Source organism: Cellvibrio sp. PSBB006 (assembly GCF_002162135.1).
Taxonomy (GTDB): domain Bacteria; phylum Pseudomonadota; class Gammaproteobacteria; order Pseudomonadales; family Cellvibrionaceae; genus Cellvibrio.
Genome location: NZ_CP021382.1, coordinates 3,250,762 through 3,276,895, shown reverse-complemented (window position 1 = coordinate 3,276,895; position 26,134 = coordinate 3,250,762). Strand labels below are relative to the sequence as shown.

The window sequence follows — 26,134 nt, the reverse complement described above, 5'->3', positions numbered from 1 at the left end:
CGACATGGATGTCGGTGATGAGCCCCCATGGATGGGTTCACGGCGAGTCTCACAAGGTACTCCGTAAGCGCCGTTCTCAATTAAATATGAGTTTAAGAGTGTTACTTCGTAGTTTAAGGCAGCTGTTCCGAAGCCCTCTGCGAGACACGCCGTGAATACGTCCCTGTAGGCTCATCACCGACATCCATGTCGGTGATGGTCTAGAGGGCTTCGGAACATCTGCTGTGCCACCTGATGTAAAAATGCTCACTGAATTTCAGGGAAAGAAAAATAATTAATTGAGATGTCATCTGATGAATAAATTAAGAAACACACTCAACATATCCAGACAATATGCAACCGGCATACTTTGCTTGTTTGCAATATTGGTCTTCAATACTACAATCGCTGACACCAACAAACCGCAATTACTCTTTTACGTCAGCGCCGAAGAAAGCCTCACTGCCGACATCGCCGCCGGTGAACCCCAACCCAATTTTCGCGATAACATCAAGCGCACCCCAACGGGCGTACCCGATCAAGCCGGCAAACCGGGATGGGCTATCGAGTGGGCCGACAACGGCGTACTCAGCTGGAACGCGCCGGGCAATATCTACGCCCAGCGCGGCACGCTTTCGTTTTTCTGGCGCTCGCGCTACCTGGTTACCGAAGCGCCCTTTGTGATTTTTCGAGTTGGCTACGCTGACCACAGCAGTTGGGATATGGCCTGGTTGCGGCTTGATTGGAATGGCGAAGGCTTCGATGCATTTGTTACCGATGCCAATCTCGCGCGTACCCGAGTTTCCTATCGAATACCTGAAACACCTGCGCCGGATCAATGGCTGCATCTCGCCGTTGCCTGGGATGAAACCCGTGGTGTGGTGTTGTATGTCAATGGTCGTGAAGCAGCGCGCAAAGAAATGACTACGCGGTCTGGCAGTGCTGATTTTGATAGCGGCCTGGATCAGTTCGGCTTGGCGGGGCGGGTGTTGTCGCCGCATCAGGTGCAAAGTCGTTACAATTTTTTGCGCGGCAGTGATATCGCGGAGATACGTATTTATGATCGTATGTTGGATGCCGCAGGTGTCGGCGAGCTTGCACACAACCGCGAAGCGCACACAGCGGAATCTTTTGCTACGCGGGACGCCTGGCTATTTCGTCACGGTTGGGAAGGGCGCACGCCACCGCCGCTGTTGCAATCGCCGACTACCAGTATTCGCAAGGTAGAGTTTGCGGATACGCGCGATATCAAGCAGTGGATGTGGAAGGGTACCGACGGTATTGCTGAAACCACTTGGCCTGGTGTGTATAACCGTTCACGTTTGCCGGGGCGCGACGATTATTTTCAGTTGCCGGATTGGAATACCTATGTTGAAGGCGGCAAGAATTTTGATTTGACCTTGCCAGCGGAAACCGTTAATCGAATTGAAATTCGCGGTGCAGCTTTTGGTGAATTGCAATATCGTGGCAACAAGAAAGAAAATTTTACGTGGGTATTGAAAAGACCTGAAGGTGCAGTGCGCAGTGTATACGACATCAAGGACCTTAAGGGTGGTGAGTTACGGTTTAGTAACAGCGAACAGGAAACGCCGATCCAGGAAATCTGGGCTTATCATGTCAGCTATAAACCGGAGCCGGAAGGATCGGTAAAATTGCGTTACACCATTCGCGCGGACGTCGCGCCGGATTTTGATAATCTCGCCGAGCTGCGCGATTTTATCGTTGGTCGCTTTCCCGCCGATGAGCGCGAGACGGTAACTGCCGTGCCACGCGGTGCATCGGTGCGTACCCGTGCTACATCCAGCGCAAAAAAATCCCAGCCCCTCGTGCATGTGCTGATTCCATCCAGCGTCGGTCATCCACCTGCAGGCAAAGCGGTAACGCGCAGTTGGGCGTACGGTTGGGAAAATATGTACGACGGCCTGGATGGCATCGCCATTGATTTGCCAGCCTTGACGCTTAAGCCGACCCACAAGGGCGTTATCCCACTCAACATTCGCGTTAAAGATCCGCTGTGGCCAGCGCGCGATCTTATCGATGTGTCGGTGTCCGTCAAACCGAATCAGGCGCGCACGCTGTGGCTGGATGTGCGTGACCGCATCCTGTCCGACGACAGTTTTTATCTCACCATTGCATCGGCCTCACCGGAATTTAACGGTGCGTCGCTGGACGGTGCAGAAGTGCGCCTGATTTTTAAACCACGCGCGCAAGCATTGGCAGAACATACAGAGGATCGCTTTAATCAAGTGCGCGACAACTGGGGCTTTTTGGTGGAGGAACACACCACCTCGCAACGCCAACAGTTATATCGGCGCGCTCACCGCGACATCAGTGATTTATTGCGCGTCGCACCGGATCATCAATTGGGTCGGCAGTATTGGCATTACATGAGTTACCGCAGCCAAGGCGATCTTCCTTTCGAGCAACCCCAGGCGCCGAAAGATGGTCCACTTTGGGCTTTCCGCCAATTAGAAGAATTAAAATTGATCCGCCATCACATTAACTGGTGGATAGATGAACGGCAGGCACCCTTTGGGGACTTTGGTGGCGGCATTTCCGATGATTCGGATATGGTCCAACAATGGCCCGGCCTGGCGTTGATGGGTGTCGATCCGGAGAAAATAAATGCCTCCATCACCGCCCTTGCCGATGCCGCATACAAGAATGGCATGTTCACTAATGGCCTGAGCACCATTGAAACTGATGAGCTGCACGTTTATGAAGAAGGTATCAACACCAACAGCGCGCTCTTGTTATTGAACTGGGGTGATCCACTGGCAACGGAGCGCCTGATGGAAACCGTCAATGCGCTCTATGACATCATCACCGTGAATCCACAGGGTAATCGGTTGTTCTCCAGCAATTGGTTCAGCGGCAAAAAAATTTACCGCGATAATAATTGGGAATGGCAAAAACCTTATTCGTTTCCGATTCTGCACCCCGCCATCATGCTCGGCGAATTTAACGCAGGGCCACGCAGCCGCCAGTTACTTACCGAAACGGCAGACGGTTATATGGCTTACGCCTACACCGCCGATGATGGCCAGTGGGTGTTGCCCAACGAAATTCATTGGCGCACCGGTGCAACGCGCGGCGGCGAGATGATGCGCGGTTCCGGTTCCGGCGATGTGCCAACAGTGTTCTGGACGGCCTGGCATTGGACCGGCGATAAAAAATATTTAAAGGTGCTGGACTATCGCCGAGCGCGCGGCGGCATCAGCGCCCTGTCGCGCCTGAACGATAATTTTATTGATGCCTTGGACAAACGCGAAACCTGGGGAAAAACCCTCACCGAAAGCGCAGGACCGCAGCGCGATTTTGAGAATTTTGTCGCCTGGGAAACCACTGGCGATAAAACCTACCTAGAACAACTCTATGCCGACGCGATTCGGCAAAAATCCCAGTCCATGTATTTCAATACGGAAGGTCACTGGTGGAGTGATCGGGTGGAAGCGCGGCACGACCTGTTGCAACGTGCGCGCCTCGGTGGCGTCGCGCTCAGTCGCAACAAAACCTATCCCGGCCATCGCGTCAGCTGGCGCTTCGCCGATCCGGAAGGTGCTGTGCAGGTGGCATTGTTGATGCCCCGCGCGCAACCTGATCAATTCAAAGTGATTGCCTACAACACCAGCAACAAACCCCAGGCCGCCAGCATGACCGGCTGGAATATCGCAGCGGGCGAATGGCAATTAAGCACCGGCGTCGATACCACGGGTGATGACAAAGCCGATATAAAACACGAGCAACGCCGTGTGCATTTTGAAAAAACCCAAACACTCGATTTCACCTTTCCACCCAAAACCACATTGATTATTGATATGCAATTGCGCGAGGAAACAGCGCCGGTAGAACAGCGCCCTGACCTCGGCATAGGTCGTGGCGACGTCACGCTGAAGGGCAACCAACTCACCGTTACCGTTCACAGCCTGGGCCATGAAGACACATCAACAGGTGTGTTGCTGTTGGAGGATCATGAGGGCAGGGAAATCCAGCGAATCACCATTCCACCACTTGCCGCGCCAGCCGATTTATTACCCAAAACGGTGCAGCTACAAATGAAACTGCCACGCGGATCTAATGCAAAAGCGGCGCGAGTGCGTGTAGCGCTCGCGAACGGCGCCGCGGAGATCACGCAAACGAATAATCAACTGGATTCCAGCCATTGGAATATCCATCGGTAATAAACAGGATGATGTATGTTTAAGGTTTACAAAAAAGTTTTCTCTATCGCCACATTGTGTGCGGGAATAGTTCTAGGGCTCGCTGGCTGCGCGCAGCAACCGATAAATCATTCATCCGCCTGGGTAGCAGACCTGGGCAATGGCGAATACCAGAACCCCATCCTGCACGCCGATTATTCCGATCCGGATGTGATCCGTGTCGGCGATACCTACTACATGACCGCCTCCAGTTTTAACAGCGCGCCGGGCTTGCCCTTGTTGACCTCCAAAGACATGGTCAATTGGGAACTGGTTGGCCACGCTTTTCAACAGCAAGTGCCGCTGGACGTGCATTCGCGCCCACAACACGGCGGCGGCGTCTGGGCGCCGACGCTGCGTTACCACGATAATAAATTCTGGATTTTTTACGGCGATCCTGATGTGGGGATTTACATGTACCAGGCGGAAAATTTTTCCGGCCCCTGGAGTGAACCGCATTTATTGCTCACCGGCAAAGGCCTGATTGATCCGACGCCCTTATGGGATGAAGACGGCAACGCCTACTTATTACATGCCTGGGCTGCCAGCCGTGCGGGCATCAGCAATAAATTAACCCTGCGCCGCATGTCGCCCGACGCACGTCGCATTCTCGATGACGAAGCGCCAGTGGTGGTGAATGGCGATCTACTGCCTGAATACCGCGCTCTGGAAGGGCCGAAGTTTTATAAACGCAACGGCTACTACTACATCTTCGCTCCCGCAGGCGGCGTCGCCCCGGGTTGGCAAAGTGTATTCCGCGCAAAGAATATTTACGGACCCTATGAAGATCGCATTGTGCTTGAACAAGGCAACACACCCGTGAACGGCCCGCACCAGGGTGCCTGGGTGCAAACACCGGCAGGTGATGATTGGTTCTTTCATTTTCAGGACAAAGGCGTTTACGGTCGCATCGTGCATCTGCAACCCATGCGTTGGGAAAACGATTGGCTGGTGATGGGCCAAAACATTAACGCACAGGGCGTCGGCGAACCTGTTTCACGTTATCGCAAACCGGTGCAAGGTTTTCCTATCAAGGTGCCTGCAACCAGCGATTCATTCGATAACGACAAACTCGGTTTGCAATGGCAGTGGAATGCGAACTGGAAACCGGAATGGTATTCACTGTCCGCCCGTCCTGGCCACTTACGTTTGTACAGCCAGTTCGATGACGTTTCCACCCGCCAAAAAAGCTTGTGGCCCACTGCATCGCTTTTATTGCAAAAATTTCCCGCACCAGAATTTTCCGTGACCACCCGCGTGACCCTGAATGGCTCGGCAACCGGCGACCGCGCAGGTTTGCTGGTTTACGGGTATCACTATGGCTGGATCGGTTTGCGCAAAGAGGGCGATAAAATCCAACTGGTTTATGCAACCTGTTATGACGCGATGAGTGATCGCGCTGAACGCATTCGCTTTCGTGAGGACGTTAATACGTATTCGGTGTATTTGCGTGTGGAGATGCGGGAGGAGGGAAAGGCGGAGTTTTCATTTAGTGTTGATGGGAAGCATTACCGGACTGTAAGTGGATTATTTCGCGCGGATCGCGGGCGTTGGGTTGGTGGGAAGATTGGGTTGTTCAGTTCCAGTGACGTGGGTAATGATCCAGAGCGTTATGGGGATTTTGAATTCTTTGAAGTCAATCCGTTGGTCGATTGAAGCTTGGATAGGCGCTTTGAATACGTTCGCTGTGAGACTGGGTATTTCGAAAACGCGGTGAATACATCCATGTAGCTCCCTCACGTCATCCCTGACGTGAGGGTTTCGAAATACCCAGTCTCACAGCGAACTCACAATGTGCTAAGCGACGAGAATACATGTGCCGGATGCGCGAAGCTTGAAGCATTTTCCGCCAAAGATATTTGCTAAGAAATTACATTCACAAATATGGCACAGCAGGTATAGCGGAGAGGTATGCGAGACCGTCACCGGCATGGATGCCGGTGCCGAGCCTACAAGGATGTATTCACGGCGTGTCTCGCATACCTCTCCGCTATAGCTGCCCACATTCGGAGAAAAAAACTCGACACCAATATAAAACTCAGCGTTTGAAATTAATTAAATAATCATGCTGCAAAAAAAAGCGGCACAGGCATCTATTTGCCAAAAAACCATCAACATCCGTCTATCACCAACCAAGGAGGCAACACCCATGATATAGCCCAAAGCGTCACAATAATCAACGCAAAAATCAAGAAGTCATTCCCAATAACGCATAACAACTTTGAGAGATTCCTGATGAAAATACTAACCAGTCTATTCATCATCACCGCACTCGGCCTCAGCGCCTGTGGCGGTTCCGATGATGAACCCGATCAACAATCCAGCAGCAGTGCTGCAACCAGTTCAATCAACAACTCTGCCAGCAACAGCAGCCAATCTTCTGCTAATGAGAGCTCCTCCAGCAGCACGTCATCATTCGCTGCCGGAACTTATACGCAATGGCAAGAAATCGACACCGCATTTCCTGGTGCAGAAGGCTTCGGTAAAAAAGCCAGCGGTGGAAGGGGTGGTGATATTTATTATGTGACCAACCTGTCCGATAACAACGAGCCGGGGAGTTTGCGGTATGCGATTAACCAAACCGGGCCGCGGATTATTTTGTTCAAGGTCAGTGGTTATATCGACTTGAGTAGCAACCTCGATATTGCGAATGGTGATGTGTCTATTCTTGGCCAGACAGCGCCGGGGGATGGTATTACGTTGCGCGGTGGCAGTTTGCGGATTCGGTCGGGCGTGGAGAATGTAGTGATTCGGTTTATTCGCTCACGTCTCGGCGCGATTGAAAATGAGGCCGATGCGTTTGAAGGCCGTTATCTGAATAACATCATTGTTGATCACAGCAGCTTTTCCTGGGCCATTGATGAAACCACGTCGTTTTATGCCAACAACAATGTAACCTTTCAATGGAGTGTGATCAGTGAAAGTTTGAACGATGCGGGTCACGGCAAGGGTGAGCACGGCTACGGTTCCAACTGGGGTGGAGTGAATGCGAGTTTTCACCATAATGTGATGGCTCACCATAAAAGTCGCGCGCCGCGCATTGATGGCATTCTCGACAAGTGGAGCGACCACAAAGACATTCCCAATGTCGATGGTGTAGCGGATTTACGCAATAATATTTTTTATAATCACGCAACCTTTCCGCCCTATGGCGCAGAAGGCAGAAGCGTGCAGTTTATCAATAACTATTACAAACCCGGTCCGGCTACCACGGCGGACAATGTGAAAAACTTTATCTTCCTCGCCAGTGGTCGCCGTCCTATGTATGAAGAGGATCGCCTGTACACCCTGAGCGATTACAACGCGATGGCTGCGGCCGGTACACTCGATCCAAAATTTCTGGTTAATGGTTCGCCTGCTAAACCGGTGGGTCGGGTTTTTGTAAACGGTAATTACCTGGAAGGTAACGCAGAGGTCACTGCCAACAATGTACTGGGTGTGCGTTACGACGATGAAAGTTTGAAAGACAACATCATTCAGGCGGAAGCATTTTCTGTTGTGCAGGGTGAGGTCACCACGCAATCCGCAGCGGAGGTATTTGATTGGGTACTGGCGGGTGCCGGCGCAAGTTTGAAACGCGATGACGTTGACGAGCGCGTCTTGTACACGGTGCGTCATGGCATTGCCAGTGTAGGTAATGGCATCATCAATCGGCCTGAGGATGTTGGTGGATATCCGGTGCTGAACAGCAGCGCGCCGCCCATGGATTCCGACAGCGATGGTATGCCGGATGCGTGGGAAACAGCCAACGGCCTTGATCCACAGGATGCAAACGATGCGTGGGAAATTTTTCAGGATTTGCAACAGCAATATCCTGAAGCGAAGGGTTGGTACACCAACGCAGAAGTTTATTGGTACAGTCTGGTCAAACACGTACCGGGTGCGGGTTTTTCCAATGATCCCGATGAATATGATTGGTCTACTTCCAGCAGTTCGTCTTATCAACATTCTTCCTTCAGTTCACCGGCTAGCAGTGTCAGTTCATCGGTAAGCAGCAGTGCGTCGTCATCCAGTGCACCGGTGGTGGGTTGCCCGGATACTGGCGAATATTTTTGCGATGACTTTTCCAGTGGCTTGACCAATAGCTGGACGCAAATAGCGCAAGCCGGAAATCCGGTCGGTGCCAACGGTGACTTTGCCATTACCAACGACGGCGACGCGGCGTATTTGAGTTACACCTCGGGCAGTACAGGCGGCGTTTTATTGTTGAGCGACCCGGCAGCTTTGGGTGATGTGGAAGGCGATGATTACTATGTGGAAGCGCGCTTGCGTATAACCAAGATTGGTGGCAACAAACAATTGTATTTGCTCGCCCGTTATCAGGACGAAGATAACTGGTACGGTGCCGGCTTGAATGTACAAAGTTCGCCTTCGGGCAGTCGCGTGGCTGTGGATAAAAATGTGGGCGGTGTACGTGGCGAAAATTTCCTGCCGCGTCATAACCTATCACTGTATCCAAATACCTGGTACACGGTGCGCTTTACGCTCAAAGGTGATGCGTTAACCGTTTATCTCGATGGCATTCCGGTTATTACAGGTAGCGATAGCAGTTTATCTGGACGTGGGCAAGTCGGATTATTCACCCACAATTTTTCGTTTGATGTGGATTATATACGCGTCGGCGACGCTGACGATATCCCGCTGCAACCATCCCAGCTGACACTTTCACCGGAAGCAACCACCTGGAATGCCGAAGCCAATGATGATCCTTACGAAGTGACGGTGACGGCGATCAATCCCAATGGTGCTGCGGATACGTTTACGGTTGAGTCGGATAATACGGCGGTGGTGAACGTGAGTGTTGTTGAGAATGTAGCCACGCTGACACCGCTGAGCGAAGGCACCGCGACAATCACCTTTACCAGTGGTTCTGATCCGAGCTTGACGCGTACCATTAGTGCGATCATTGCACCGGAATTTGTGCAGCCCGTGGCGACTTACGATTTGTCCGCCGCATCTGCATTTCCTGCGGCGGCAGAAACCGACACACCGGTGGATACTTTCCTGCGTCTCACGTTTGATTCGCCGCCCGCGTTAGGCACTGGCAGTATTCGGATCTTTAACGGCAACGACAACACACTGGTAGACACCATCAAGCTGGAAGGGGAATCCGACAGCATTGGTGTAGACCCCAGCCGGTTGCGCACGGTAAACACCAACCCGGTGCGTATCGATGGGAATAGCGTCACGATTAACTTGCATAACAATCGCCTCGCCTACAACACGCCTTACTATGTAGCCATTACCGCCGGCGTATTTACCGGTGCAACACTCGCGGGTGAAACCTTTGAAGGCATCGGGAAAACCACCGGCTGGCAATTTACAACACGTGCTGCTGCGCCGACCGAAAATGCGGTAGTGGTTGATGATGACGGTCCAGCCGACTTCCGCACCCTGCAAGGTGCATTGAATTATGTGATGGACAACATTGGCAAAGATGATCCGGCTAGCATCACGCTAAAGAATGGTGTGTATGAAGAGCTGCTGTTCCTGCGCGATAAAAATCAACTCACCATTCAAGGCGAAAGTCGTGAAGGTGTCGTCATTCAATATCGCAACAACGACAAGTTGAATCCCGGCGCGGGTGGCAGTGGTATAGCGGGTGGTGCAAATGGTGGACGCAGCGTGTTCCTGATAGAAGCCGTTGATTTGCTTACGCTGGAAAACCTCACCATCAAAAACACCACTTTGATCGGCGAAGGCGGACAAGCGGAGACGATGTATTTCAACAGCGGCGGCCGCCTGATTGCAAAACAGATCAACCTTATCAGCGAACAGGACACCTTGTTAGTAAAAGGATACAACTGGTTTTACCAATCGCTGATTGCCGGCAACGTGGATTTTATCTGGGGCGGCAACAATGTCTCACTGTTTGAAGAATCGGAAATCCGGTCGCTCGGTGATTCGCGCGGTAACGGCGGCGGTGGTTATATTCTGCAAGCGCGCACCGCCAACATCACCGACAAAGGTTTTGTATTTCTTAACAGCCGACTCACACGCGGCCCCGGCCCACTCGGACACACAATCCCCGACGGCGAAACCTGGCTTGCGCGCAGTGGTGGCAGCAGCAGTTATTACGACAACATTGCATTTATCAACACGCGCATTGACAGTCACATCCAGCCTGCCGGCTGGAACGGCTCCAAAACCCCCAACCCGGCCATTGCCTCGGCAACTGCCGGTTGGCGGCAATACAACATCATGAATCTCAATGGTGAACCCGTAGATATCTCCGCCTGGACTCTGGGCTACACCCTGACGGAAACGGAGTACCTGAACGAGTTTGCCGACCGGGAGAAAATTTTCTCGGCGTATAACGGTGGGGAAGGGTGGAACCCACAGCCGTAGCCGTATAACAGTGTTAAACTCAGCCTCTCACAGGATACTGTGGGGGGCTTTTTTTCGCACGGTGAAAGGAGTATTTATGAAACTCAACGATATCCGAATGTTTATTCCCAGCAAGGATTATGAAATATCCCAATCCTTTTATCAGGCGTTGGGGTTTACGTTATCGAGGGCGTCTGATGATTTATCTATCTTGGAAAAGGACGGTGTGACATGCTTTCTTCAACGATATTACAACAAGGAGTTTGCAGAGAATCTGATGCTGCAACTCGTGGTGGAAGATATTGAAGCAGCCTATAAAGTTGTGTCCGGGATTCAGGTTGGCAGCTACGATGTTAAATACAGTCCTATAAAACAGGAAAGCTGGGGCAAGGTGATTTATTTGTGGGGACCGTCGGGAGAGCTTTGGCATATTACCGAGTTAAAACCCTGAAAAATGAAAGCTCAAAATCTGTTTCCCCAATATTTAAAGGATTTCCTATGAGTAAACTGATCTTACGCTACACGCTCGTCGCCATCTTCCTTATCCCTTTCAGCGCATTTGCACGCGAGATTGCCATAACCTTTGATGATGCACCCACACCGGACTCTGCGTTGATGACGGGTATGGAGCGAACCACGAAGTTAATTGCGGCGCTACAAAAAGCCAATGTCCCCGATGCGCTGTTTTATGTAAAGGCAGATTATATAAATCCACAGACTTCGGCGCGCCTTGAACAATATACCCAAGCCGGGTTTCATCTGGCCAACCACAGCTTTAGCCACGTCTCAGCTAATGAGCTGGGTGTTGATGCTTATGCGGTGGATGCGTACAAGGCGCATCTGCAATTAAAATCCTTTGACAATGTTGTGATGTATCACCGCTTTCCTTACCTGCACTACGGCAAGGAGTTAGCGTCTATCAATAAGCTGCAACAGTTATTGGCTGAGCTGGGTTATAAGGACGGCTATGTCACCATCGATAATTTTGATTGGTATATAAACGCCTTGCTTGTCAAAGCGGCGGAAGAGGGTAAGTCAATAAACTATGAACGGGCGCGTTATTTTTACGTGAATACGCTCTATGACAATATAGAATTTTATGATGCGCTTGCCGAAAAATCCCTGGGCCGTTCGCCTCGGCATGTATTGTTGCTGCATGAGAACGACGCGGCCGCTTTATTTGTTGCTGATTTGATAGAACACTTGCGAAATAAAGGCTGGAAAATTATCTCGTCGCAGAGAGCTTATCAGGACAAGATCGCCAAAGATTTTCCCCAAACAGAGTTCCATAAACAGGGCAGGATCGCTGCTATCGCCCATGCTAAAGGTATACCCGAAGCTGAGTTGCGTCATGTATCTGAAGATGTTGATTATTTAAGTAACGCATTCTCGGCCGCAAAAGTTATCAGTGATTAATCAATCCGAACAATTCGCTCTCCCACCGCAAGCACCGCGCCCGTTTTCGGATCAGTCGTCAGGCTCCGGAAATGGCTGGTGGTGTGGGTGGGTAAAGTTTCCCAGCTTATACCGCCGTTTGTTGAGCGAATAACCTTGCCATCACGACCAGTGAGCAGCAGATTGTTTGTATCAGGTTCCACTACGGCATCGCGCAGCTCCTGAGTTGTTCCGCTATCCATCGCCTGCCAGCTATCGCCCGCGTTGGATGAACGAAGAATAGTGCCATCGCCCCCAAAGGCCAGTAGGGCTTTGTTATTCGGGTCCATTGTCATTCGCCGCAGATCGGATTGTGTCGGCAAAGCGATTGCTTGCCAACTTTGTCCATCGTCCCGTGAGCGTAACAAGGTGCCGCCCGCGCCGAGTAGAAATAATTGTTGATGGTGTTGGTCTGCATAACTTCCGAACAAATCAGCGATGGTGTTGGTATCAATCGCTTGCCATGTCTGGCCACCATCAAGGCTGCGCGCTGCTACACCAGCTTGACCGGTTATGAGAACGACGCTTTCCTGCGCGCGCATTAATACACTGCCATGCCAGAATTTGCGTTGTGTTGTAAGGGGAGATGCAACCCAGGTTTTACCCTGATCCTTTGACAGGTAATGTCGTCCATCGGCTTCGACTGCGATGAGCTGATGATGTGTTGAATCCATTAATAAATCGGTAAACGCTTCTGCCTCATTAAAAGGTGTGTAATGCACCTCGGTCCAGCTCACGCCATCATCTGTTGAGCGCACAATGGTACCGGTTGGCCCGGCGGCAATGAGTGTATTGGATTGGGGTTCTTCAATCAGTGCCCGGTAGGTTGGTGGCGTCATCGGATCGGTATAGGCGATGTTCAGGAGCTGCCAGTTTTTTCCTTGATCGGTGGACCTCAGCATATAACCCAACTCGCCGGCTACTAACCAGGTGCCCTGCGAACTGACCAATGCGTTGCGCCAATAAATATCCAGCTGCATGCGATGATTCTGCCAATGGTCGCCACGATCATTGCTGGTCGCGAGTAAACCGCCGCGCCCGAAGGCGACGTAGCTTTTTTCATCTTCCAGCACTAACACTTCTTCAAACGGCGTTTGCATATGCTGGGTTTGTGACTCCCAGGTTAAACCCGCATCTCGCGATATCAGATGCGTGCCGTAGTGGCCAAATGCGCGCAATACGTTTTTCTGTTTATCGATTACCACATTGCCGAGATAATTAGCCGCGCCGTGAAAGGGTGCATCGATTAATTGCCAGGTTTCTGCGTTATCCGCCGTGCGCAAGATTTTACCGTTGTGGCTCGCCAGCAAAAAAACATTCGCGGCGCTGTCAAACACCCCGTCATTAAAAAATGCCTGGCCATCGGTTTCAATCAATTGCCAGTTGCTACCTTCATCGCGCGACACCAGCAGTTTTCCATAAGCACTGGTCGCAACCACCACATCATTGAACGCATAAAACCCGCTCAACGGCGTATCCAGATCCAGTTGCATGACCTGCCAATTCACACCGCCATCATCCGAAAAACCAAACAAACCGCGCGAGCCTCCGATAAATAAACGCTGGCTCTTGGGCGAAACAAAAATCGCCTCTATATCCAGCATCGCCAAACCTTTGCCGAGCTCAATCTTTTGCCAATGCTGGCCATCATCAGAACGCAAAACCGTACTGCCGGTACCGACAGCAAACCACCGCTTATGCTCGCTGCTGTAAATTAACGCCTTCAGATTCGCCGTCGTATCCGCAGAAATTTTATTCCACGCTTTACCCTGATCGACAGAACGCAACACCGTACCCTGTTCGCCCACTGCAACCAACGCATCGCCACCGCTAACGATTTCATTCAACTGCGCCGTCGTCGGCGTCCCAACAAACTCCCACGTCCTCGCATCGGTTGAACGCTGAATAGCACCATCACTACCCCACACCAAAATCGCCTGCGAATGCGGTTCAACCAATGCGCCGGTGTAATTGGGATTAATGACCTCGGGTTGATAATGAACCACTTTTTCCGGCGATGCAGATTTCTCTGTACAACCGAATAATATGAAAACCAATAGAAAGGACACGCGTAACATAACGCTGGACAGGCATTGCATGATCAGGTTTCTCCCTCGATATTGCGTACAAGATTTTTATATCTTTTCTGTACATGATTATTTTTATTCTTGAAAAAAAGCAAATACTGCCAATCTCTGTTCGAAGTGAGTTTGTTGTTCGGCTTACCTGTTTCGAAACCTTCAAGTCAGGGATGACTTGAAGGAGCTACAGGGAAGTATTTATGCGCTTTCGAAACAGGTAAGCCGAACAACAAACTTCTAGCCAGTTACTCCCAGAGTGAATAAATCAACCAACCTCGTAATTATTATCAGCTGACAAAACCCACCATAAGCACAACCCCTTCCCAACACAACCCCCACACACTAATCCTGCGACGCAAACCAATCTATTCCCCCACACGCCTCCACAAACCACGCCAACGCCCTCCCGGCATTATCCTTCCGCCACGCCATATACAACGGCATATTCGGCCGCGGCACACTACACGGCAGCGCCACCAACTCACCGCGCGCCAGCAAATTCCCAATCAAATGCCGCGCCAGAAAACCCACACCCACGCCCAACCGCTGTGCATCAATCTTGGCCGTCATATTCGCCACCCGCACCGTCTGGTGACTATCCAGCAAACCGCTGGAGCGCAGGGGCGAAGTCAACGACGAATCCGCTGCAACAATCGTCGTGAACGCGCGGATCGCCGCCGCATCCACCGGGCCTTTATGCCGGGTCAGCGGATGGTCCGGCGCCACCGCAAACACAAACTCCACCTCACCCATCAGGCGGTACTCGAAAGTCCCCTTAGGAAATTCACCGCCCACACCCAGGGTCAGGTCGCAGCGGTCGCAGACCAACGCATCCCAGCTGCCACCGAGCACCTCCTCGCTGATATCGATGGCCACCTGTTTGTCCAATTGGTGAAATGGCGGAATCAGTTTCAGTAAGGGTTCGTTGGGCAGGATGGTGTCCTTGGCGATACGCAATTGCGTCTCCCAACCCGACTCCAACTGTTTGACGGCATCCTCCAGGCGGCTGGTGGCCTGCAAGAGTGTGCGGCCTTCTTCCAGCAGCAAACGGCCCGCTGCCGTGAGTTGGGCCCGTTGTTTCGATCGATCAAATAGATTGACGCCAAGCTCGGATTCCAGCTTTTGTACAGTATAGGAAAGTGCTGAGGGCACTTTGAACAGCATCTCCGCCGCCGCACCGAAGCTGCCTTTACGGTCAATAGCATCCAGTACTCGCAGGGCATCCAGGGTAATAGCATGGTGCATAACCAGCTCCAATTCGTGTGTTCAAATTTTTTGAAGTCTAGGCTCAAAATGTTCCGCTTTTAAGCGATGCGACGCAAGCATAAAGTGACAACCACTGGGGCGACGACAGGTTCACGCCGCAGGGAAGACGAAGACCTTCTTCGCCGACACAACCCTAAACTTTTATGTGGAGCACGCACCATGAGCGCAATTAAAAACATCATTAACCCCGGTCAACAATGGTCATCCCTGGTACTCCGCGTACCGCTGGGCATCATCTTCGCCGCCCACGGCGCGCAAAAATTGTTTGGCTGGTTTGGCGGCTACGGCCTCGAAGGCACCGGACAATGGATGGCTTCCATCGGCCTGCAACCGGGTTACCTGATGGCGCTGGGCGCGGGCTCGGCAGAATTTTTCGGCGGTTTGTTCCTGTTGTTCGGTTTGCTGACTCGCCCCGCAGCGCTGGTACTGGCGATCACCATGGTGGTCGCAATCTTCGCGGTGCACATCGGCAACGGCCTGTTTATGAGCAACAACGGTTACGAGTTCGGCCTGGCATTGTTGGCCGGTGCAGTCTCACTGGTGTTGTCTGGCGGCGGTCGTTTGAGCCTCGACGCCGTGCTCGCCGAGCAAGTGAAATAACACGCAATACAAAGACGCCGGGAGCGAACCAGGTCGCTCCCGTTTAAAAGCGAAAAGCAACGGAGGTCACACCATGATTAGCATCAGACGCAATAAAGAACGCGGCGCGGCGCAGTTCGATTGGTTGAAGAGTCGCCACACTTTTTCGTTCGGCAACTATTACGATCCCAAACACATGGGCTACTCCGCGCTGCGCGTGATCAACGACGACGAAGTAATTCCCGGCGCTGGCTTCCCCACCCACGGCCACCGCGATATGGAAATTATCAGCTACGTGCTGGAAGGCGAAATTGCCCACCGCGACAGTGAAGGCAACATTGCAACACTGCCGGCGGGAGAGTTTCAGTTGATGTCAGCGGGCAGTGGCATCACGCACAGTGAGTTCAACGCGTCGAAGAAAAACGCACTGAAATTTTTGCAAATCTGGATTCAACCGAATGTGTATGGACAAGAACCCGGTTACCAGCAAAAAGATTTTGGTCGTAAAGATGGCTTGACGTTAGTGATCAGCCCTACCGGTGAAAACGGCAGCCTGACCATCAAACAGGATGCATCGCTCTACCAATTGTTGCTACAACCAAAAGGCAGCGCGAGTTTGGCAAATCCCTACAAGCGCAAACACTATGTGCATGTGATTGATGGCGAGCTAACGGTGGAAGGCGAAGTGCTAAAACCCGGTGACGGTGCACAACTGGATGGCGTGGATGCGTTGCAGTTGGTGGCGGGTGAACAGAAGGTAAGGGCGTTGGTGTTTGATTTGCCGAAGTAAGTGAGTCGGGAGATTAAAATATAAAAAATACCTGCTAACTGGCAGGTATTTTTTATATTTACGCAACTACTAATGTAATCATTGTAATCAAAGTAAACCTGGAACAAATGATTTTCAGTTGATATTTTCGGTCCCTGGATTGGCAGGACAATCTTCTCTTCTCAATCTGCGCCTACTCTACTCTGATAATTACCAAAAGGATTTTACTAGTGATCAAGTTAACCATTAAGCTTATCGTGCTAATCAGTTCTATTTTACCGGTGGCAACAATATCTCAAACATATCGGGCCTGCACGGAGGGTGGCGGATGTAATTACTATACCCCACCACCAAGCCACCTCGATCCATACACTCCTGGCGGCATTCCAAATAACACCATGTACGGCACCCGATATTCAAACGAAGCATATCAACAAAAACTTGCGGCAGAGCGGGCAGGTCAAGCGGCAGCTGCGAAAGCCAAAAAAAAGTATGAATGTAAAATACAAAATGAAACGCTGCATCATCAGGTAAAAATTGCGCTTCTTAATGAGTTCAAAAATAATACCAATACCTGCAATAGCTACTACATAGCGGCCGGAGGGACTGGTGTTGTCGGCGTCGTTACTGCCATTCCCACATTTGGATATACTGCTGCGGTTGCCACCTCCGCATCAATATCACTTGGCACCGCAGGGGCTATTTGCCAAACTAACGCTGATGGAGCCTATGCAGAGCAGATCGAGAACGCAGAATATACCTTTAAGCAATATGATCTAACCGTATGCGAACAAATATAGTGAGGTAGATCATGTTAGGAAATTCCACAATGAACAACACTTCCAAGTATGTTGGCATAGCGATTTGCCTCACAATGATAGCCATATCGAGTTATCAGGTACTGAGATCAGACAGTCGAATGCCTATCTCAGCGAGTGATGCGCTGAGACAAAAAACGTTAGTAAGAGAGCCTGATACAACACAAACTCCTGTTGAACAAGAAGTGGAGTCCCGATCATATTCTCACCCGGAGAATTATCAACGCGACGCTTCAGATTTTACAGCATCTGATATCGCCGACATGAAAAAGTGGGATGAAGATATTGGGTATATACCCAAAGAAGATACTGCTATCTATGAAGGGTATGATATGCAGATTCTGGAATCTATGACTCAAGCTGGAGATGGGCGCGCCGCTACGACATTAGCCAATAAATATGTAGATGCTGGAAATTTCCCAAAAGCCAAGTCGTATTACTGGGAAGCAGCAGCGTTGGGCGTAACTGCATCACTTGGCAATCTAGCTTTACTTAGCGAGCCCGCAAGCTATGCAGGTTTAAGCCTTGACGAGCGGAAAGATAAAATTAAGGAGGTAATGGCTCTTTTAAAATTAGCCGAACTGCGAGGAGACATGCGTACAGCAAATATCGTCGGCAAAGGAGTAATCCAGACCTATCAGGCTAATTTTGGAAAACTGGAATTCAACGAAAGCGAAACAAAACAAATTGAAGCCCGAGCCCAGCAATTGTATTCAACTCTTGAAAATAGAAGACGCGAATTTGGCCTTGGTGATTTTAACAATTCAACCCCGGATATCATTAAGAAAAGGTATTCAGACGAATAGACCATGCGATCATGTCACGGCAAATAAGGCTCTACAATTTCCTATTGCTGTTAAGCTAATTCTACCGTGCACTCCTGTTATTAACGGCATGGCTGAATCTCACCTAAAATGTATTTCTGAGATGGCTGTTAGAAAAATATAGCGTCTCCTGCATTGTGGCACTGTGATTAAACGTTCGGTAGGTAAAAGTCGGATGACGCCTTTGGCTAATCCGACCTACGAATATTACGAATAGCACTCCGTAAATCCCTCTGTAAATCGAAAGACTCCCCCCATTTGGCGGGTTTTGCCGCTTGCATCCTGAACGTATGATGACCGATTCCGAGTAGACGGTGTGGTTAGAGCCCGGCTTTTTGCTGGGTGAGGACTTTGCGTTCGCCGGCCAGGCTCTTCCTAATACATTCCAATATAGTGGGCTAAACAAATGAAGCAGGTTATTTCTTGGGGCCGTGTGTGCATGGTATCGCTGGTCTTGATCCTCAACGCTTGTGGCGGCGGTGGTGGGGGAGGCGGCGGTAATGGCGGTGGTGGGAACAGCAGTGTTGCCAGCAGCGCAAGTAGCACCGTTAGTAGCGCAAACAGTAGCGTTAGCAGCGTCACGAGTTCATCCGATAGCAGTTCCAGTAGCAGTGTTCCCCCCGTGCCAACACCACCGGATTTGGTCGATGCAAACACACAAAGCTTTGTTCTGGATGAATTAATCAGCGTCAGCCTGAACAATATCGGTGGTCAGGCGCTGACCGAGTGTTCATCTGATTTACCGGACACCTTCACGGTTGCAGTGTCAGCGAATGCGTCAACCTGCGAGATCAGCGGTGAGGCTACGGCTTTGTTGGCTTTAACCAATTTTACGGTCACGGCAGTTAACGCAGAAGGCAGTGATTCAGCTCTGGTCCCGATTGAAATCGTAGCGGCTTCGCCCTTTATCACCACCTGGAAAACCGATAACGAAGGCGCCAGTGACGATAATCAAATCACGATTACCACATCGCCGAATTTCAGTTACGACTACACCATTGATTGGGGTGATGGTAACGCAGACGAAAATGTGACGGGTGATATTACCCACACCTACGCCACGCCCGGTGAGTACCAAATATCGATTAGTGGCCGCTTTCCTCAAACCTATTTCAATTTGTTTGAAGAGATTACCGATGCCAACAAGCTTTTATCGGTAGATGCCTGGGGTAACCGGGTCTGGCTGTCGATGGAATTTGCATTTGCAGGAGCAGCTAATCTGGTGATTAACGACAATCAAGCACCTGACCTATCCCGCGTGACCAGTATGTTAGGTACCTTTGCCAGCGCCGTTAACTTTACCAGCGATATCAGTCACTGGGATGTTTCTAATGTAACGGACATGACCGGAACGTTTTTTTCTTTAGAAAATTTCAACGGTGATTTAAGCAGCTGGAATGTATCCAATGTAACCACAATGGAATTCATGTTCAATCAAGCGTTTACATTTAACAGCGATATAAGTCAATGGGATGTTTCTAACGTAACGAACATGGCAGACATGTTCTCGGATGCAATTGCATTTAATCAGGCTATCAGCAGCTGGGACGTCGCCAAGGTCACTGATTTTTCTTCCATGTTTGAAGACGCACAAGCCTTTGATCAAAACCTTGGCAGTTGGAATATCTCCAATGCGACATCCATGAGTGACTTCGCGGAAGGGTCGGGTTTAACGCTGCAAAATTATGATGCCCTCTTGCTCGGCTGGTCGTTATTGCCGCTACAACAAGAACTCGATATCAATTTTTTTCCAACACAATACAGTGCAGCGGCCGAAGCGGCGCGCTTTATCCTGACGGATACCTTTGGCTGGTCAGTGTTTGATGGTGGCTTGTTGACCTCCCCTGATCTGCAAGACCAGGCTTTGAAGGTGCAAACCAATGATCTAACAATGATCAATATCGACAACAACGGTGGACAACCCGACAGCTGTGTTGCCGATGCCTTACCTGACGGACTTGAAGTCCAGGTGGTTGACAACACATGCGCCATCGTCGGCACACCCGCAACAGCGCAAGCAGCCATCGACGTTACGATTGTTGCAACCAACGCCTTGGGCAGCGATTCTGCGCTTGTCACGCTGACAATCGAGGAGCAAACGCCCTTTATCACGCGCTGGAAGACCGACAATCCCGGCATGAGTGACGATAATCAAATCACCATTCACACCGCATCTGGTATGACTTACAACTATCGAGTTGAGTGGGGTGATGGATCATTTGATGAAAATGTGACGGGTGAAATTACCCATACCTATGCATCAGCCGGTGAATATACGGTATCGATTACGGGAACATTTCCACAACCATTTTTCAAAGCCACATTCGATGCAACACAAACAGATTCGCAAAAATTATTGTCGGTTGAACAGTGGGGTAATCGAACCTGGCGCTCAATGAGACAAGCCTTTTTTGATTGCCGCAACCTAACCATTAATGATACAGAAAGTCCTGATTTGTCACAGGTCACCAGCATGGCCAGCATGTTTAGAAACGCTGATAATTTAAGTGGCAATATCGGTCAATGGGATGTATCCGGAGTGACCACTATGAGCCAGATGTTCAATGGTGCTGACAATTTTAATCTGGATATTAGTAGCTGGAATGTTTCCAATGTAACCAATATGGACAACATGTTCCGAGGCACAAAATTCAATCACGATATTAGTAACTGGGATGTAGCTAAAGTCACCAATATGAATGCTATGTTTCAGGAGGCAAGAGTATTTAACCAACCCATTGGCAATTGGAACGTCGGTAATGTCACGACCATGTTCGCTATGTTTAGAGAGGCCGATGCGTTTAATCAGCCTATTGGTAATTGGAATGTCGGCAATGTCAGGAATATGGTCGATATGTTTTTTGGAGCCGACGTGTTCAATGCTGATATTAGCAATTGGAACGTTTCCAACGTCACCGATATGGGCAATATGTTCAGAGAGACCGGCGTATTTAATCAACCTATTGGTAATTGGAATGTCGCCAATGTGACCAGTATGCGCGAGATGTTTTTCCGCACCCCGTTTAATCAGGACATTAGCCAGTGGAACACATCCAAGGTTACCGATATGGGCAATATGTTCAGAGAGGCCAGAGCATTTAATCAACCTATTGGTAATTGGGATGTCGCCAATGTCACAACGATGAGAGATATGTTTCTGTTTGCTGACCTGTTTAATGCCGATATTAGCAGTTGGGATGTTTCCAAGGTTACCGATATGTCGAACATGTTCAGAAGCACAAAAGCGTTTGATCAAAACCTTGGCAACTGGAATATCGCCAACGTAAATAACATGACTAACTTGTTTCTCGAAGGCGTGCTCTCTACGGCAAATTACGATGCCCTGTTAATCGGTTGGAGCCAGTTGCCCAGCGTTCAACCTGATGTGACCCTCAATGCGGGAGCAACAAGATTCTCGCCCGCTGCACAAACCGCGCGCGATACATTGATTAATAATGCTGGTTGGACTATCACGGATGGTGGTTTAGCGGAGTAATCCCTTGTGGCTGACGCCGCCTCACGGGAGGCGGTGTCAGTTGTACGCCAGGCAACTGTCCGCTGGTTGTTTAATGGAGATTTCAGGCATACTCCAGGATCACTTGATAGCTATGCCTCGTGGTGAAATATGCACATCTCTCAATCAACCTTTTCAGAATTACCCGTCCACCTCGCGGTGAAATGGGTTGTTCTTGTTCTGCTTTTCAGTCTCACCATGTCGACGGTTGGCGCTGTGCCGGACACAGGTGATGTATTGATCCTGAGCGATCCCAAGGCACGCAATGATATTAACTCCGCTCCCCAGGCATCGGGGCTCTATACCTGCCCGCAGGGTTTGAACCCTGACGCTGTGGTAGAACTTCAACGCCTGGCGACGCTTAAGCGGATAAATCCACACAGCCTTCAAACCACAACACTGCCAGATTTTCAGGAAAATCACCGTTACTGTATGTTTATTGCATTTCGTAATGAAACGGATCAGTACCAGTGGAAGCTGCATTTCAGCAACTTTTTTCTGCATAAGGTAAAGATAATCTTATGGGATGGAACGAGCCTGCAGGCGTATCAATCGGATTGGGCGTCTGGTGTCGGCACAGAAAGCATTAATGTATTGGGTAGGGCGTTTTCACTAAAACTTGAGCACAACAAAGATTACTTTATGGCCGTGGAATTAACCTCGCGCGGCTTGGTGGCAGCACCCTATGTGGCGCTGATGACGAAACATCAATACCAGACATGGTCAGCCGCCATGAGCGACCTGTACAGCCTCAGCACCGGCGTGGTACTGGGGTTGGTATTGATGGCGTTGTTATGCAGTGTCATCCTCAAAGATATTACATTTTTCTGGTTCGGTATCTCATCACTGTTTTTGTTCTCGTTCTTTGCCATCCGAAGTCATTTGGGACTTTTTCTGCTGCATGGCGATGAAGATCTACCTCCCTGGATCTGGTTGTGGGCCACGATAGCGCTATTGAGTTTTATGCTGTTCGCGCGCTCGTTTTTACTACCGGAACCGGAAGACCGTCCGCTCAAAAAAATATTTAATGCAGCTATCGTTATCTTTCTATTGTCTCTGCTGTTAAGCCAGTTCTTCTCGCGACAGTGGAACGTAGCGATGTATTTGTTAAACGGCATCATCATGATAACGCTTATCTTTTCTGCCGGTATCGTGCGGGTCATTGAAAAAGGCCGCTATTACCTGATCTTTATGTTGGGTTGGGTTCCTGTACTTTTCTCGCTGGTAGAGCTTGTCGGAACGGTTACCATTGAGCCAAAGCCTGGTGAAAGTACCCTGTCATATAAAATTTTACGCGAACCGTTATATCAAATCGTCCACATGCTGATTCATTTTGTGGCCATGTTGATACGTATCGATACATTGAAAAAAGAAAAACATCAGGCAGAGATGAAGAATGAGGCCAAGTCACGTTTTCTCGCCTCGGTAAGTCATGACCTGCGTCAGCCGCTACACAGCATGGGTATGTTTCTGGCGCACCTGAATGATTACGTGAGTTCGCCAGCAGGGCAAAATGTCCTGACCAAAGTCTATGGCCTGCACACGGCGATGAATGATTCGTTCAAAAAATTAATGGATCTGAGCCGCCTTGAAGCCGGTGCGGTCAAGTTAAACAGTGAATCTGTTGACCTGCGTTTACTGATTGCACGCATGCAGCTTGAGTTCGAACCCTATGCTTGCGCAAAAGGATTAAAAATTCGCTTTAGAAGCAACATAAAAAAACTTGATACCGATCCCGAACTGCTTGAAAGAATCCTCCGGAATTTGCTAACTAACGCCATCAAGTACACGGAAGCAGGCGGCGTGCTGGTGGGGTTTCGTCGCCGGAGAGATCATCTGCTTATCCAGGTCTGGGATACGGGTTGTGGCATCAGCGCGGATGATCAGCGCGTGATTTTTGATATCTACGAGCGCTCAGAAAAAGTGTCAGCCAGTCATAAAGGCATGGGGATTGGTTTGGCGATTGTCAGGCACCTGGTGGATCTATTAGGTGGTGAAATCCTTGTACGATCAACTGAGTCGAATACTCGGGCGAAAACGGGAACATTATTTCAGGTCAAGTTGCCGTATACAGAAACCAGTAACCAGGAAACCGAGAACAAGGCCAAGACCGGTTTGCGCATTATCGTCGACCTGCCTGATACGCCCATGTTGAGTAAAGTGTCCGGTAGTTTAAAAAGTTGGGGTTATTTAACGACCGACGAGTCCAGCGAGGGTGGCAGTGTGCCGATAACGCTGATCATCATGGCGTGTGCCGGGCAGTTAACCGCTGAATCCATGGCTGACTCTGTAAGTCATTTGGAAGAACAATACGGGAATGTCGTGATTGCCATGTTTTGTGACCATGTTGATCGGGAATTGTCCGGAAAATTAACGGCGCTTAATGTCCATATTCTCTCGGCACATTATCGCCCCGCGCAATTGCGTTCATTGCTTCGTTACCTGGAAAGCTTTCTATTAAAAAAGCAAACTTAGCTATTTGCGTAACAGCATGACATACCACCACGCGTAAAAATTTGTTGGAATAAATGTATGGCAGAATTACTTGCAGGCGAAAAAGTGCTGATCGCAGAAGATCACGAACTCTATCGCGACGGCTTAAAATTGCTTTTCGAGGAAATAAATCGCGAAACGCACATATATCTGGCAGGAAATTTCCCTGATGCGCTGACAATACTTCTGCGTGAACCGGATATCACGCTGGTTATGCTGGATATCCGTATGCCAGGAACCCAGGACCTGGATGGTTTGAAGGAGATACGCAGCCGCTTTCCGACACTGACCATTATCGTTGTATCCACGCTGGATTTTGATACGAGTACCCGGCAGATGATCGATGCGGGCGCAAACGGTTTTATCGCCAAGTCCACCCCGAAACATTTAATGAAAAAAGCGATTGCCGAGGTTCTCGATGGCAATATCGTGATTGAGTCCGAGCGCGAAGGAACGGACTTTATCGATCTATCGCAACAGCAGCTGGCTACCCTGCGCTATTTAGCGGAAGGTTTATCCAATAAAGAAATCGCCAGTCGGCTCGGCGTATCGCCGCTGACAGCAAAAGAATATGTCTCTAAAGTCATTGAACGCCTTAACGCCGCAAACCGAACCCAGGCCGTGCTTATCGCGCAAAAGCATGGACTGCTGATCGACCATTTAATGTAATTCGCACAACAGGCCTTGCGTTTTTTAGTGCAGGGTGTTTTCTATTTCAGCAAGTTTACTTTCTTCTCGTCCCCCCATTTGGGGGGTATTGGCTGCCAAGGATGGGGCGTATCATGAATCTTCCAATTGGATTTATGCTAGGTCGGGTATATCCGGACATTAGCTTACGAGGAGATGTGAAATGGTATTCAAAAGTAAACGTAAAGAAATTGAGATTACCAACCGTAAAACGATGCTCACGCTCCCCCAGTTTTCTTACCTGATAAAAACAAAGCATGAATTTGCGGCCTTGGTGGCGGCTGTTGGGCCGGAAGCAGCAGAAGAATCCATCAGGGATATGCACTGGCGTTACACCAGCAACAAGTTTAAGGGAGCTATCCTTGATGATGGGGATTGGGAAAGTACCTATACCTCCAATTTTCGCCAGACTCTCATTCGACAACGGGAAAAGGCGCTCAGTACAAAGGAGCTCGTTCAGCGCCTTTTCCGCAAGGCACTGGCGAACGACTTGGGAAAGAATTTACGTCAAACGCAAAACATCTTACCGATGGCAAGATACGGCGCGAGTAATGCCGACATCGACTCGCTCAAAGGCGCAAAGTGGATTGTCATGGCTTCTAACTCATCCAGGATGTCTGCGAATGATATTGCTGATGTCATCATCGAATGCCGCCGCACCAATCGTTCAGTCTTTGAGTTGGACACATTAAAATTTCTACATGATCGCCTGGTCCCAAAAGGTTCCATCGTGGAACGCCGACCGCTGAATCATGAACAACCCTGGCCAAGTTCGGGTGCAGCAAAAGCACTACAGAAAATGGTTGCTGATAATGTCCGCACCATCGGTGCTCGCACAAAGTTATTGACAGACGAAGACTGGGATAGCTTTGCCTGCTACTTTCTCAGTGCTTACATGCGTACCCACGGCTTTCCTGATGGCAATGGTCGCCCGAACCGCGCACTCTATGTGTTAACCATGATCGAAGGTTTTCGCCCCTTCGTTGCACCAAATTACAACTTTGAGCAAAGTCTGTGCGTCTAAACATTACCGTTGCAGAATTGCTCTTAACATATATTCCCTCCCACTTATCAAGCACCCCCCATTTGGCGGGTTTTACCACTTGCGCATCAAACGTATGATGATCAGCCTGAAGTAGAAGTATTTGCCGTTGAGTATAAAAA

14 protein-coding genes and 2 pseudogenes are annotated in these 26,134 nt (G+C 49.9%); 14 read left to right on the top strand and 2 right to left on the bottom strand.

Features of this window, described 5'->3' with window-relative positions; all coding sequences use genetic code 11:
• Window positions 1-293: 293 nt before the first annotated feature.
• From CBR65_RS13490 to CBR65_RS13470, 6 genes and pseudogenes are all read left to right on the top strand, one after another.
• Window positions 294-4,160 (top strand): LamG-like jellyroll fold domain-containing protein, encoded by a 3,867-nt coding sequence (locus tag CBR65_RS13490; protein WP_087467338.1) that lies wholly within the window; start codon window positions 294-296, stop codon window positions 4,158-4,160.
• Between the two features lie 15 nt (window positions 4,161-4,175).
• Window positions 4,176-5,114, top strand: a pseudogene (locus CBR65_RS22730) (glycoside hydrolase 43 family protein); the annotation flags it as partial.
• Between the two features lie 171 nt (window positions 5,115-5,285).
• Window positions 5,286-5,834, top strand: a pseudogene (locus CBR65_RS22725) (glycoside hydrolase); the annotation flags it as partial.
• A gap of 579 nt (window positions 5,835-6,413) precedes the next feature.
• A complete protein-coding gene (locus CBR65_RS13480) occupies window positions 6,414-10,526 on the top strand; it encodes a pectinesterase family protein (protein WP_087467336.1) in 4,113 nt (1,370 codons plus the stop codon).
• A gap of 76 nt (window positions 10,527-10,602) precedes the next feature.
• Window positions 10,603-10,956: a lactoylglutathione lyase gene (locus CBR65_RS13475; RefSeq protein ID WP_087467335.1), complete on the top strand. Its 354-nt coding sequence runs from the start codon at window positions 10,603-10,605 to the stop codon at window positions 10,954-10,956.
• 47 nt (window positions 10,957-11,003) lie between these two features.
• Window positions 11,004-11,921 carry a polysaccharide deacetylase family protein gene (locus tag CBR65_RS13470; protein ID WP_087467334.1) on the top strand — a complete coding sequence of 306 codons (918 nt, stop codon included), beginning with the start codon at window positions 11,004-11,006 and terminating at the stop codon, window positions 11,919-11,921.
• Here CBR65_RS13470 and CBR65_RS13465 read toward each other — a convergent pair.
• On the bottom strand, window positions 11,918-14,038 hold the full coding sequence (locus CBR65_RS13465) for a YCF48-related protein (RefSeq protein ID WP_087467333.1): 2,121 nt from the start codon (window positions 14,036-14,038) through the stop codon (window positions 11,918-11,920). The genes CBR65_RS13470 and CBR65_RS13465 overlap by 4 nt on opposite strands.
• Before the next feature lie 324 nt (window positions 14,039-14,362).
• Window positions 14,363-15,265 (bottom strand): LysR family transcriptional regulator, encoded by a 903-nt coding sequence (locus CBR65_RS13460; protein ID WP_087467332.1) that lies wholly within the window; start codon window positions 15,263-15,265, stop codon window positions 14,363-14,365.
• 180 nt (window positions 15,266-15,445) lie between these two features.
• Between CBR65_RS13460 and CBR65_RS13455 the strand changes: the two genes are divergently transcribed.
• From CBR65_RS13455 to CBR65_RS13420, 8 genes are all read left to right on the top strand, one after another.
• Complete coding sequence (locus CBR65_RS13455) at window positions 15,446-15,886, top strand: DoxX family protein (protein WP_087467331.1); 441 nt, start codon at window positions 15,446-15,448, stop codon at window positions 15,884-15,886.
• A gap of 73 nt (window positions 15,887-15,959) precedes the next feature.
• Entirely contained in the window at window positions 15,960-16,655 is a 696-nt protein-coding gene (locus CBR65_RS13450) for a pirin family protein (protein WP_087467330.1), read from the top strand.
• A gap of 209 nt (window positions 16,656-16,864) precedes the next feature.
• On the top strand, window positions 16,865-17,434 hold the full coding sequence (locus tag CBR65_RS13445) for a hypothetical protein (RefSeq protein WP_087467329.1): 570 nt from the start codon (window positions 16,865-16,867) through the stop codon (window positions 17,432-17,434).
• Window positions 17,435-17,463: 29 nt separating this feature from the next.
• Complete coding sequence (locus CBR65_RS13440; protein WP_087467328.1) at window positions 17,464-18,258, top strand: hypothetical protein; 795 nt, start codon at window positions 17,464-17,466, stop codon at window positions 18,256-18,258.
• A 424-nt stretch (window positions 18,259-18,682) separates the two neighbouring features.
• Window positions 18,683-21,772 carry a BspA family leucine-rich repeat surface protein gene (locus tag CBR65_RS13435; protein ID WP_087467327.1) on the top strand — a complete coding sequence of 1,030 codons (3,090 nt, stop codon included), beginning with the start codon at window positions 18,683-18,685 and terminating at the stop codon, window positions 21,770-21,772.
• A 129-nt stretch (window positions 21,773-21,901) separates the two neighbouring features.
• Window positions 21,902-24,265, top strand: coding sequence for a sensor histidine kinase (locus CBR65_RS13430; protein ID WP_087467326.1), 2,364 nt, complete (start codon window positions 21,902-21,904; stop codon window positions 24,263-24,265).
• 57 nt (window positions 24,266-24,322) lie between these two features.
• Window positions 24,323-24,952 (top strand): response regulator transcription factor, encoded by a 630-nt coding sequence (locus CBR65_RS13425; protein WP_087467325.1) that lies wholly within the window; start codon window positions 24,323-24,325, stop codon window positions 24,950-24,952.
• Between the two features lie 181 nt (window positions 24,953-25,133).
• Window positions 25,134-25,994 carry a hypothetical protein gene (locus tag CBR65_RS13420; protein WP_087467324.1) on the top strand — a complete coding sequence of 287 codons (861 nt, stop codon included), beginning with the start codon at window positions 25,134-25,136 and terminating at the stop codon, window positions 25,992-25,994.
• Window positions 25,995-26,134: the final 140 nt, after the last annotated feature.